This window comes from Saccharopolyspora sp. 6M, from assembly GCF_020176775.1.
In the GTDB taxonomy this organism is placed as follows: domain Bacteria; phylum Actinomycetota; class Actinomycetes; order Mycobacteriales; family Pseudonocardiaceae; genus Saccharopolyspora_C; species Saccharopolyspora_C gregorii.
On record NZ_JAIUJZ010000128.1, the window covers coordinates 19,330 to 30,940 of the forward strand.

14 protein-coding genes are annotated in these 11,611 nt (G+C 73.8%); 9 read left to right on the top strand and 5 right to left on the bottom strand.

Going from position 1 to position 11,611, the window contains the following annotated elements; translation table 11 throughout:
- Positions 1-168: 168 nt before the first annotated feature.
- Both LCD31_RS17560 and LCD31_RS17565 read right to left on the bottom strand, forming a co-directional pair.
- Positions 169-678 (bottom strand): 2'-5' RNA ligase family protein, encoded by a 510-nt coding sequence (locus tag LCD31_RS17560; protein WP_224959498.1) that lies wholly within the window; start codon positions 676-678, stop codon positions 169-171.
- A 47-nt stretch (positions 679-725) separates the two neighbouring features.
- A complete protein-coding gene (locus tag LCD31_RS17565; RefSeq protein ID WP_224959500.1) occupies positions 726-1,610 on the bottom strand; it encodes an A/G-specific adenine glycosylase in 885 nt (294 codons plus the stop codon).
- A gap of 169 nt (positions 1,611-1,779) precedes the next feature.
- Here LCD31_RS17565 and LCD31_RS17570 point away from each other — a divergent pair, with 169 nt between their 5' ends.
- The gene (locus LCD31_RS17570) at positions 1,780-2,412 is read left to right on the top strand and encodes a hypothetical protein (protein WP_224959502.1); all 633 of its coding nucleotides are present in this window, start codon (positions 1,780-1,782) and stop codon (positions 2,410-2,412) included.
- Between the two features lie 15 nt (positions 2,413-2,427).
- On the opposite strand, the gene disA is transcribed toward LCD31_RS17570, so the two are convergent.
- The 3 genes from disA to LCD31_RS17585 all read right to left on the bottom strand — a co-directional run bounded on the left by disA (position 2,428) and on the right by LCD31_RS17585 (position 5,705).
- Positions 2,428-3,495 (bottom strand): DNA integrity scanning diadenylate cyclase DisA, encoded by a 1,068-nt coding sequence (gene disA, locus LCD31_RS17575; protein WP_224959504.1) that lies wholly within the window; start codon positions 3,493-3,495, stop codon positions 2,428-2,430.
- A 144-nt stretch (positions 3,496-3,639) separates the two neighbouring features.
- Entirely contained in the window at positions 3,640-5,007 is a 1,368-nt protein-coding gene (gene radA, locus LCD31_RS17580) for a DNA repair protein RadA (RefSeq protein ID WP_224959506.1), read from the bottom strand.
- Positions 5,008-5,147: 140 nt separating this feature from the next.
- On the bottom strand, positions 5,148-5,705 hold the full coding sequence (locus LCD31_RS17585) for a copper chaperone PCu(A)C (protein ID WP_224959508.1): 558 nt from the start codon (positions 5,703-5,705) through the stop codon (positions 5,148-5,150).
- A gap of 288 nt (positions 5,706-5,993) precedes the next feature.
- On the opposite strand from LCD31_RS17585, the gene LCD31_RS17590 reads away from it, so the two are divergent.
- From LCD31_RS17590 to rlmB, 8 genes are all read left to right on the top strand, one after another.
- A complete protein-coding gene (locus LCD31_RS17590) occupies positions 5,994-6,482 on the top strand; it encodes a CarD family transcriptional regulator (protein ID WP_184483481.1) in 489 nt (162 codons plus the stop codon).
- Positions 6,483-6,501: 19 nt separating this feature from the next.
- Positions 6,502-7,203, top strand: coding sequence for a 2-C-methyl-D-erythritol 4-phosphate cytidylyltransferase (gene ispD / locus LCD31_RS17595; protein ID WP_224959510.1), 702 nt, complete (start codon positions 6,502-6,504; stop codon positions 7,201-7,203).
- The gene (gene ispF, locus LCD31_RS17600; RefSeq protein WP_224959512.1) at positions 7,200-7,682 is read left to right on the top strand and encodes a 2-C-methyl-D-erythritol 2,4-cyclodiphosphate synthase; all 483 of its coding nucleotides are present in this window, start codon (positions 7,200-7,202) and stop codon (positions 7,680-7,682) included. The genes ispD and ispF overlap by 4 nt, the downstream gene beginning before the upstream one ends.
- 101 nt (positions 7,683-7,783) lie before the next feature.
- Complete coding sequence (locus tag LCD31_RS17605) at positions 7,784-8,008, top strand: hypothetical protein (protein ID WP_224959514.1); 225 nt, start codon at positions 7,784-7,786, stop codon at positions 8,006-8,008.
- A 55-nt stretch (positions 8,009-8,063) separates the two neighbouring features.
- On the top strand, positions 8,064-8,279 hold the full coding sequence (locus tag LCD31_RS17610; protein ID WP_224959516.1) for a hypothetical protein: 216 nt from the start codon (positions 8,064-8,066) through the stop codon (positions 8,277-8,279).
- A gap of 51 nt (positions 8,280-8,330) precedes the next feature.
- Positions 8,331-9,038 (top strand): HAD family hydrolase, encoded by a 708-nt coding sequence (locus LCD31_RS17615; RefSeq protein WP_224959518.1) that lies wholly within the window; start codon positions 8,331-8,333, stop codon positions 9,036-9,038.
- 99 nt (positions 9,039-9,137) lie between these two features.
- Entirely contained in the window at positions 9,138-10,532 is a 1,395-nt protein-coding gene (cysS, locus tag LCD31_RS17620; protein WP_224959520.1) for a cysteine--tRNA ligase, read from the top strand.
- 7 nt (positions 10,533-10,539) lie between these two features.
- Entirely contained in the window at positions 10,540-11,511 is a 972-nt protein-coding gene (gene rlmB, locus LCD31_RS17625; protein ID WP_224959522.1) for a 23S rRNA (guanosine(2251)-2'-O)-methyltransferase RlmB, read from the top strand.
- Positions 11,512-11,611: the final 100 nt, after the last annotated feature.

An 11,611-nucleotide genomic window follows, 5' to 3' on the forward strand; every position in this document is an offset into this window, starting at 1 on the left:
GATCGACTTCGCTGGTGGGCGGGGTTCCGCGAGTCCGTGGGCGGGCGCTCGGACGGCCGCGGATCACCCGTTCCGGGGCCGGGGCGCGGGCCGTGCTCCGCGCTCGGCGGGCATCGACCGGCGCTCGGAGAGGCGGATCGGGGGCACCGCTGATCGAGCGCCCGGTGCTCAGCGCGCGACGAGCACGTCCGCGGTGCCGTCGCGGGAATCCAGCACCGCGACCTCGGCGACGGCCGCCCGCACCGGTTCCGCCGAGCGCAGCGCGTCGAACCCCGCGGTGAGCTCCGCGCCGCCCAGCGCCGGGGTCAGCGCGCAGTGCGGGATCCAGGCCCCGGGGAAGTGGTACGCCGACGGGTTCGACACCCGGCCCGCCAGCACGTCGTGCACCGCCGAGTGCACCGCCAGCAGCTCCGCGTCCACCACCGCCGTCAGCAGCAGCACCGCGTCCTCGCCCGGGAACGTGCCCAGCGTGGAGAACCACAGGTCCGGCAGGAACAGCGACCGCAGCTCGGCGCGCAGCGCCGCGCGGGCGGCGGCCGGGATCGAGCTCGCCGACGCCAGCACCACGCCCGGGCGGCCGTCCAGCACCGGAACCCGCGCCGCGGCCGCGTTCTCGCGCAGCGCCCGCAACCGCCGCTCGGTCGCGTCGTCGAAGAACACGGTCAGCGCCTGCGCCATCGGTTCCGCCCTCCGGGCCGTCGTCGCCGGGAGGCCCGGCCGGTCGCTCAGTGCTCGCCGGGGAGGGCGAAGCGACCGTCGTCGGTCTGCTCCAGCAACCCGTCCACCAGCAGCGAATCCAGGCAGCGGTCCCGCTGGCCCGCGTCCTGCCACACCGCGTCGAGCGCGGCGCGCGGCACCGGGCCCTCCGTGCCGCGCAGCACGTCCAGCAGCTTGCCGCGCACCTGGCGGTCCGTGCCCGCGAACTTCTGCACCTTCTTCGGCGGCCCCGTGTAGGCCGGGCGACCCGCGTGCTGCCACGCGCAGTCCGCCGCGATCGGGCAGCGCTCGCAGGCGGGGGAGCGGACCGTGCACACGACCTGCCCCAGCTCCATCAGCGCCGCCGAGAGCCGGGCCGCGCTCGCGTCGTCGGACGGCAGCAGCGCGTCCACGTCCGCCAGGTCCCGCTTCGTCGACGGCGGGCCGGCATCGCCCGCGCCGTGCACCGCGCGCGCCACCACCCGGCGCACGTTGGTGTCCACCACCGGGGCCCGCCTGCCGTAGGCGAACGCGGCCACGGCGCGCGCCGTGTAAGCGCCGATGCCCGGCAGCGCCAGCAAGGTGTCCACATCGGACGGAACGACGTCGCCGTGGTCGGCGGCGATCGCGGCCGCGGCCTGGTGCAGCCGCAGCGCTCGCCGCGGGTAGCCGAGCTTGCCCCAGGCGCGCAGCACCTCCGCCTGGGTGGCCGCGGCCAGGTCGGACGGGCGCGGCCAGCGCTCCAGCCACTCCTGCCAGATCGGGGCGACCCGGTTCACCGGCGTCTGCTGCAGCATCGTCTCGCTGACCAGCACGCCCCAGCCGGTGACACCCGGCGCGCGCCACGGCAGCGGGCGGGCCTCGGCGGCGAACCAGTCGGTCAGTTCGGTGGGGTCCCAGGCGATCGTCGTCATCTCGGATTCGATCCTGCCACCACTCCACCGGGGCACGCGCGCCGCCCCGAGCCCGTGCCTGCGTCACCTGAAGGGGTTGCAGAACGCGACTGATCAACCGCACCAATACACCTGATCGGGGCCATTGGCATTGGGCCGTTCGGCGGGATCACCGGGTTACTGTCGGGCGGTGCTGGATCCCATCGGACCGCTCCCACGCGAGGTGTACTGGCGACGCCGGGCACTGGCAGTCGGCGTGATCCTGCTGGTCACCGCCCTGGTGGTGTGGGGGATCGTCGTCCTCGCCGGAGTCCTGGCCCCGCGCGCGTCCGCGCCCGTCCCGCAGGCCGCACCATCACCGGCCGCCCCGAACGCGGCCGAACCACCGCCCGCGCCGAAGGCCCCGCCGCCACCGCCCGCGTGCGCCGACCAGGACCTGCGGATCGCCGCCGAACCGGCCCGCCCGAGCTTCCCCGCGGGCGAACCCGTCGAACTCCGCATGATCGTCACCAACGCCAGTTCCCACGCCTGCGTCCGCAACACCGACCGGATGCTCCGCGAAGTGGTCGTGTCCACCGAGAACGGCACCAGGTTCTGGTCCAGCAACGACTGCCACGTCGAATCCACCAACGAGAAGCCCCTGCTGGAACCCGGGAAGTCCGTGCGCAACGAGATCCGGTGGACCGGCGTCGCCTCCACCCGCGACGCGAGCCCCGCCCAGTGCGCCGCCGAACGCGACACCGCCCCCGCGGGCGCGTACGTGGTCGGGGCCCGGCTCGACCGCATGGTCAGCGAACCCGCGCCCTTCCGCATCACCGGCTGAGGCCGTCCCCGCTGATCAGAGGTGGCGGCCCGCTTCGGCCAGCCGGCCCAGCGAGGCGCGGAGCGAGCGGGCGCGGGCTTCGCCGATGAACTCCACCTCGCACAGCTGCGGGACGTCCGCGGCCAGCAGCGCCTGCAGGGACCCGAAGTGCGCCACCAGCTGCCTGCGCACCGCGGGCGGCAGCCGCGGCACCCGCGCCAGCAGCCGGTACCCGCGCGGCCGCAGCGGCTGCTCCAGGTCCTCCGTCCCGTCCGGGTAGCCGAACGCCCGCGCCACCGCCGTCAGGTCCAGCAGCGCCGTCGCGTCCAGCTCCGCCAGCGCCGCGTCCACCTGCTCCGTCGTCGGCAACCCGCCCGCGGTCGGCAGGTACTCCTGCACCACCAGCTCCCGGTCCAGGTCGATGCCGCCGACCAGCTCGTCCAGCTGGAGCTCGATCAACCGGCCGTCGCTGCCCAGCTCGACGACCGCGCCGCCGATCTCGTCGGAGATGCGGCGCACCATCTCCAGGCGCTGCACCACCGTCATCGCGTCCCGCAGCGTCACCGCGTCCGCCACCTCCAGCGCGGACAGGGTGTGCGTCACCTCCGCCAGCCGCGCCGTGTAGCGCTCCAGCGTGGCCAGCGCCTGGTTCGCCCGGGACAGGATCTCCGGCGAACCCGACAGCACGTGCCGGTAGCCGTGGATGTAGACGCTGACCAGGCTCATCGACTGGCTCACCGACACCACGGGGTGGCCGGTGTGGATGGCGGTGCGCTCCGCCGTGCGGTGCCGGGTCCCCGACTCGTCGGTGGGGATCGTCGGGTCCGGGACCAGCTGCACGTTGGCCCGGAGGATGCGGGTCCCGTCGGTGGACAGCACCACGGCACCGTCCATCTTGGACAGCTCGCGGAGCCGGGTCGCGCTGAACCCCACGTCCAGCCGGAAGCCGCCGTCGCAGATCGACTCCACGGTCGCGTCGTGGCCCAGCACGATCAGCGCCCCGGTGCGGCCGCGCAGGATCCGTTCCAGCGCGTCCCGCAGTGCGGTCCCCGGCGCCAGCCACGCCAGCGTCGTCCGCAACGACTCGGGATGACCATCGGCCACGACTCCCCCCTCAGCTGCCTGTTCTCGAACTCCTGGTGCGATCGGGTCGGTGTCCGGCGCCTGCTGCCCGCCCGGCGCCTGGTGCCCGGCGTCCGCTGCGCGGTGCCCGGCGTCCGGCGGTGCGGTCCGCGGCTGCGCCGATGGTCAGCGGGAGCGCAGGGACTTCAGCGCCGTCTTGATGTCCGGCACCTCGGTGGCCCGGATGCCCGGTGGCAACCGGCCCGAGTCCGGCGGCACCAGCGCCCGGTCGAAGCCGAGCCGCGCGGCCTCCGCGAGCCGCCTGCCGACCCCGCTGACCCGGCGGATCTCCCCGGCCAGCCCGACCTCGCCGATCACCACGATGTTCGGCGGCAGCGGCACGTCCAGCGCGGAGGAGGCGACCGCCAGCGCCACCGCCAGGTCCGCGGCGGGTTCGGTGACCTTCATGCCGCCGACCGTCGCCGCGAACACCTCCTTCTCCCCGGTGCGGATCCGGCCGCGCTTGTCCAGCACCGCCAGCGTCATCGACACCCGGGCCGAGTCCAGGCCGCTCACCGCACGCCGCGGGATCTGCATCTGGGTGGGCGCGACGAGCGCCTGCACCTCCGCCAGCAGGGGGCGCTTGCCCTCCACCATCACGGTGACCGCGGTGCCGGGAACCGCCGCCTCCTGCCGGTTCAGGAACAGCCCGGACGGGTCGGTGACCTCGGCGATGCCGTCGTCGCGCTGCTCGAAGCAGCCGACCTCGTCGGCCGGGCCGAACCGGTTCTTGATGCCGCGCAGCATCCGCAGCGCCGAGTGCCGGTCGCCCTCGAAGTTGAGCACCACGTCCACCAGGTGTTCCAGGGCCCGCGGGCCCGCGACCGCGCCGTCCTTCGTCACGTGCCCGACCAGGACCACCGGCAGCCCGCGCTCCTTCGCCAGCGCGACCAGGCCGGAGGTCACGGCGCGCACCTGCGTCACGCCGCCGGGGGTGCCGTCCACGTCGGGCGACTGCACCGTCTGCACCGAGTCCACGATCAGCAGCCCCGGCTTGATCGCGTCCACGTGCCCGAGCACCGCCGACAGGTCGTTCTCCGAGCCCAGGAACAGCTCCGGGTCCAGCGAGTTCGTCCGCTCCGCGCGCAGCCGCACCTGACCGGCCGACTCCTCGCCCGTGATGTACAACGAGGGGCCGCCGGTGCGGGCCGCGGCCCAGCGGTGCGCGACCTCCAGCAGCAGCGTCGACTTGCCCACCCCGGGCTCACCGGCGAGCAGCATCACCGCGCCCGGCACGATGCCGCCGCCGAGCACCCGGTCCAGTTCCGCGATGCCGGTCGGGACGGCCCGCGCCGAGTCCAGGTCCACTTCGCCGATGGGGCGGGCCGCGCTGGACGGCGCGGCCGCGGACAGCTTCGCCAGCGCGGGCCGCGCCGGGGCCGCCTCCTCCACGGTGTTCCACTCGTGGCACTTCGGGCAGCGGCCGACCCACTTCGCGACCTCGTGACCGCATTCGGCGCAGCGGTAGGCGGGACGGGCGTTCTTGGTAGGCACGGGGCGAGGCTATAAGCCGGGCCCGACGGGACCCGTGCCGACACACGCCCGCGTGTCGGCGCCCGCCCGGCGAGCAGGCCCCGGACGCAGCGGAGGCCGCCCCCGACGGGACGGCCTCCGGCTGCTGTTCGAGCTGGGTGTCAGTGGTGCGATTCCTCGCCACCGGTGTCCGGTCGCGGGGTGGAGTCCTCCCCGATCGGGACCTGCACGGTGAGCGGGCCCGCCTTCTCGAACACGAAGGTCACCGGGACGGTCACGCCGGGCGTGATGTCCTGGGTGAGGCCCTTCAGAGTGATCGAGACCTCCTGCTGATCCGGGGTCGCGGAGCCCTCCGCGCCGTAGGCGTGCAGCGCGGACCGCGACGGCAGGGTGCGGTTCTTGGCGACGTCGACGGAGGCCGCGTAGGTCGAGGAGGCCTCGACCAGCTTGTCCGCCTCGGCGCCGTCGTTGATCAGCACGGCGGCCAGCGGAGCGGAGGCGCCCTTGGCGTAGCGGGTCCCCGTCTCCGGGAAGGACAGCGTCGCGTTCCGGACGCCGATGCCGCCGGCGTCCCCGCTGCCGCCCGCGACGGCGGCGACCTGCGTGTCGGTCTCGGTGACCTGCCCGGCGCTGCATCCGGCGAGCGCCAGGACGGCGCCCAGGCCGAGGGCGGCCGAGGTCAACCGCACGCGGAAGGTGTGGTGCTGAAGGCGGCTCACGGTGGCAGTGTCCTTCCTGATAGCCGGACGACCGCGATGGAGCTTAATGGTCCGCTCCGGAGGACCAGTAGGCAGACCCCACATCGGCCCCCGGTCCGGGGTCGTGAACCGTGTTCGGAAGGTGTCCACAGTGGATCAAAAGGGGGCGCCGGAGACCCCCGGGAAGCATGCCCGGAGCCTGTTTGTCAACCCCCGATCGCGTCCTGACCTGCGACGACGGACGGGAGCCGGTCGAGGCTCGGTTGCCGCGCATGCTAAGCTGGGCGCAGCGAAAGGGGCAGAGGACACATGGTTTTCAAGGTCGGAGAGACCGTCGTCTACCCGCATCACGGTGCCGCGCTCATCGAAGCAATCGAGACCCGTGTGATCAAGGGCGAGGAGAAGCAATACCTCGTCCTCAAGGTTGCGCAAGGTGACTTGACCGTTCGAGTTCCCGCTGACAACGCCGAGATCGTCGGCGTTCGGGACGTCGTCGGTCAAGAGGGTCTGGACCGCGTCTTCGACGTGCTGCGCGCCCCGCACACCGAGGAACCGACTAACTGGTCCCGGCGGTACAAGGCCAACGTGGAGAAGCTCGCCTCCGGCGATGTGAACAAGGTGGCCGAAGTGGTGCGCGACCTCTGGCGGCGCGAGAAGGACCGTGGCCTGTCCGCGGGTGAGAAGCGCATGTTGGCCAAGGCCAGGCAAATACTGGTCAGCGAATTGGCGCTGGCCGAGGGCACCGACGAGGGCAAGGCCGAATCCCTGCTGGACGAAGTTCTCGCCACGGCCGTGTGATCGGCGGGTTCTGCTCAACGTGACGGTGGTGGCCCTCGTTCCGGCCGCCGGGCGCGGTGTGCGCCTCGGTGCCGGGATGCCGAAAGCACTGGTCCAGGTCGCGGGCCGATCTCTGCTGGTGCGCGCGGTCGGTGGTCTGCTGGACTCCGGGCGCGTGCACCACGTGGTCGTCGCCGCCCCGCCGGACCAGGTCGACGTGGTCGAGCGCGAGCTCGGCGAGTTCGACGCGGCGGCGGTGCACGTGGTGGCCGGTGGTGCCGACCGCACCGAGTCCGTCCGCCTCGCGCTCGCGGTCACCGAACGGGCCGTGCCCGACGCCGACGTGGTGCTGGTGCACGACGCGGCCCGCGCGTTCACCCCGCCCGCCATGATCGGTGCCGTGGTGGACGCCGTGCTCGGCGGTGCGTCCGCGGTGATCCCGGTGCTGCCCGTCGCCGACACCATCAAGCAGGTCGACGAGGCCGGTGCGGTCACCGCGACCGTCGACCGCTCCCCGCTCCGCAGCGTGCAGACCCCGCAGGGCTTCCGGCCCGGCGTGCTGCGCGCCGCCTACGACGCGGCCGGGGGCGCCGCCACCGATGACGCCGGGCTCGTGGAGCGGGCCGGTGGCGAGGTGCGCACCGTGCCCGGTCACCCGAACGCGCTGAAGATCACCACCGCCTTCGACCTGGCGGTCGCCGAGTCGGTGCTCGCCGTCGAACCGATCGGAGAACTCCGGTGACCGGACCGCTGCCGAGGATCGGCCAAGGCGTCGACGTGCACCCCGTGGAAGCCGGCCGGGAGTGCTGGATCGCCGGCCTGCGGTGGCCCGGCGTCGACGGGTGCAGCGGCCACTCCGACGGGGACGTCGCCGCGCACGCGCTGTGCGACGCGCTGCTGTCCGCGGCGGGGCTCGGCGACCTGGGTGCCGTGTTCGGCACCGGCGGTGATCGCTGGGCCGGGGCGCACGGTGCGGAACTGCTCACCGAGGTGGTGGACCGGATCACCGCCGCCGGGTTCCAGGTCGGCAACGCCACCGTGCAGGTCATCGGCAACGCGCCCCGCATCGGCAAGCGCCGCGAGGAAGCCCAGCGGGTGCTCTCCGAGGTGCTCGGCGCGCCGGTGTCGGTGTCCGGCACGACCAGCGACGGGCTCGGGCTCACCGGCCGTGGCGAAGGCATCGCCGCCGTCGCCACCGCATTGCTCTTCCCGGCGGCTTGACCAGCACGTCCGGTTAAATCTTCCCCACCTGGGGGTCAAGTCGGGGAAAGGTCCGGGTTCGCACCCTGGTCGTACCGCCCGCCGCGGGTCATGCTCGACGCATGGTGATCGAACGCAACCGCTGGGTGCGCAGGGCCGTGGTCGGCCAGCCCGTGATCGCTTGGCCCTGTTCGCTGCTGCTGTGGGCGGCCGGTGGCGCCGCCGCGCTCGTCCTCGCCGCCGCCATCCTGTGGATCAGCACCGCCTCGTGCGTCTTCGGCATCCTCGCCCCGCTCCACCACGACGACCCGATCCCCGCCGACCGACTCACCTCCGGCACGTCCTGACCTCGATCGGAGCCCGATCACCTCGACCGCCGCCGCGCCGGTGGAACCCTGCGGGGTGATCAGCGGGAGCCGGCCCGGCCCGGCGGCTCCGGCCGGTCTCGCGCGCCGGCGCCGCCACCGCGCCGGGCGGCTGGGCGCGGTCCTCGTCGGACGGCAGGACGTCGCACGCGGCGCGGATCCGGGTGGCCCGCTCCTGCCGCGCGCGGTGCTCGGCCACGTCCGGGCTGCGCGGCCGGTGGGCGCGGTGCGCCGCGTCGGCGACCGGTGGTGAGATCGGCCGCAGCGGCGGGAGCGGGCGCGGCGCGGCCCGTAGGGTGGCCGGGTGAGCTTGCGCGCGGTGTTCTTCGACTACTCGGGCACGTTGTTCCGGCTGGAGCAGGACGCGTCCTGGCTCGCCGGGCTGACCGACGGCAGCGGTGATCCGCTGACCCTGGAGGCGCAGACCGAGCTGCTGCGCAGGCTCACCGCCCCCACCGGTCGCGTCGTCGAGTTCGAGCCGGAGTTCCAGGAGGCCTGGGACCAGCGCGACCTCGACCCGGAGATGCACCGCAAGTCCAACATCGAGGTGCTGCGGCTCTCCGGCGTCAGCACCGCGGAACAGGCGGAGGCGCTCTACGCCCGCCTGGTGGACCCGCTGTCCTGGACGCCGTACCCGGACACCGCGGAGGTGCTGCGCGGGCTGCGCGACGCGGGCGTGGGGATCGGCGTGATCAGCAACATCGCCTTCGACATCCGCCCGGCGTTCGAGAAGCTCGGCGTGTTCGACCTGGTCGACGAGTACCTGATGTCCTACGTCGAAGGCGTGATCAAGCCCGACCCGAAGCTGTTCCTGCGCGCCTGCGAGCGGCTCGGCGTCGAACCGGCCGAAGCGCTCATGATCGGTGACAGCGAGGAGGCCGACGGCGGTGCGGCCGCGATCGGCTGCGCGGTGTCCATCGTGGAACCGCTGCCCACCGCGCAGCGGCCGGACGCCCTGCTCGCGGCGGTCGCGGAGCACGGCGTGCTGCCCGCCTCGCCCGCGGGGGCGTGAGCACCGCGACCGGATCTCCGGCGGAGCGCACAGCGCGAAGCCTTGACGAGCAGGCCCCTGTCGTGGTTCACGATCGGAGGACCCCCGTACCATCGAGGCGTGAGCCTGCACCTGCATGACACCGCGACCCGCACGACGCGCGAATTCCACCCGCGCTGCGACGGAGTGGCGTCGATCTACGTCTGTGGGGCGACGGTGCAGGGCGTGCCGCACATCGGTCACGTGCGCAGCGGGCTCGACTTCGACGTGCTGCGCCGCTGGCTGCTGCACACCGGGTACGACGTGCGGCTGGTCCGCAACGTCACCGACATCGACGACAAGATCATCGCGAAGGCGGGGGAGGCCGGCCGTCCCTGGTGGGAGTGGGCCGCCACGCACGAGCGCGCCTTCGAGAGCGCCTACGACCGGCTCGGTTGCCTCCCGCCGTCCGCGCTGCCCCGGGCCACCGGGCACATCGGGCAGATGGTCGAGCTGATCCAGCGGCTGATCGACAAGGACCACGCCTACCCGGCGGGCGGCGACGTGTACTTCTCCGTCGGCTCCTTCGCCGCGGAGTACGGGCGGCTGTCCGGTCAGCGCCTCGACGAGGTGCAGCAGGGCGAGCACGCCGCCGCGGGCAAGCGCGACCCGCGCGACTTCACGCTGTGGAAGGGCGCCAAGCCCGGCGAGCCGAGCTGGCCCACGCCGTGGGGCGACGGCCGCCCCGGCTGGCACCTGGAGTGCTCGGCGATGGCCACCTACTACCTCGGCGCCGAGTTCGACATCCACGGCGGCGGCCTGGACCTGGTGTTCCCGCACCACGAGAACGAGCTCGCCCAGTCGAACGCCGCGGGGGACCCGTTCGCCCGCTACTGGCTGCACAACGCCTGGGTGACGATGAGCGGCGAGAAGATGTCGAAGTCGCTCGGCAACACCATGAGCATCCCGGCCGTGCTGGAGCGGGCCCGCGCGTGCGAGCTGCGCTACTACCTGGTTGCCCCGCACTACCGGTCGACGGTGGAGTTCTCCGAGGAGGCGCTGCAGGAAGCGGTCGCCACCTACCGGCGCATCGAATCCTTCGTGCATCGGGTCGCGCAGCGCACCGGCGGCGTGGGGCACGGGGACGTGCGTCCCGAGTTCGCCGCGGCGATGGACGACGACCTGTCCACGCCGCAGGCGGTGGCCGCGGTGCACACCACGATCCGCGAGGGCAACGCCGCGCTCGACACCGGTGACGACGAGGCCGCGCGCGCCGCGGCGGCCTCGGTGCGCACCATGACCGACGTGCTCGGCTTGGACCCCCTCGCCCCGCAGTGGGCCGAGGAGTCCGGCGCGGACGACGCCGCGCGCCGAGCACTCGCAGAGCTGGTCGACGGCCTGCTGGAGCAGCGGCAGAAGGCTCGGGCGGAGCGCGACTTCGCCACCGCCGACCTGCTGCGGGACCGGCTGCTGGCTTCCGGCGTCGCCGTCGAGGACACACCCGACGGTCCGTTGTGGACACTCAAGGACGGGTGAACGAACGTTGGCAGGCAACGACAAGCGCCGTGGGGCGACCCGCAAGCCGGGAACCAAGAAGGGGATGGTGAAGGGCTCCGGCGGCCAGCGCCGCAAGGGCCTCGAAGGCAAGGGCCCCACCCCCAAGGCCAAGGACCGGGTTCCGCACCCGGCGAAGAAGCGCGCCGATGCCGCCAAGGCGCGCACCGAGCAGCAGAACCGCAGGCAGCGCGAGCAGCGCGAACTGCCCGAGATGGTGGCCGGTCGCAACCCGGTCGCCGAATGCCTCCGCGCCGGCGTGCCCGCCACCGGGCTGTACGTGGCGCAGGGCATCGACACCGACGACCGGGTCAAGGACGCGGTGCGCAACGCGTCCGACCGGGGCATCTCGGTGATCGACGTGCCCCGCACCGAGCTGGACCGGATGACCGGCGGCGCCATGCACCAGGGCCTCGTGCTGCAGGTGCCGCCGTTCAAGTACGCGCACCCGGACGACGTGCTCGCGCACGCCGCCGACTCCGGCCGGCCGCCGCTGCTGGTGGCGCTGGACGGGGTCACCGACCCGCGGAACCTGGGCGCGGTGATCCGCTCGGCCGCCGCGTTCGGCGCGCACGGCGTGATCCTCCCGCAGCGGCGCAGCGCCGGGATGACCGCCGTCGCGTGGCGCACCAGCGCGGGCACCGCGGCGCAGCTGCCGGTGGCGATGGCCGTGAACCTCACCCGCACCCTCAAGGACCTCAAGAACGAGGGCCTGATGGTCGTGGGGCTCGACGCGGACTCCGACATCACCTCCGACGAGCTGGAGCTCGCCGGCGGCCCGCTGGTGGTCGTCGTCGGCTCCGAAGGGCGCGGGCTGTCCCGGCTGGTGCGGGAGACCTGCGACCAGACGGTGTCGATCCCGATGGCCGGGCAGGTGGAGTCGCTGAACGCCTCCGTCGCGGCCGGGGTGGTGCTGGCCGAGGTGGCGCGGCGCCGCCGCATCAAGCCGGTCACCTACTGATCGTCCGGTGGGGGGGGGCCGGCGGGGGGGGGGGGGCGGCCCCCCCCGCCCCCCGCGGGGGGGGGGGGGGGGGGGGGGGCGGGGGGGGCGGGGTGGGGGG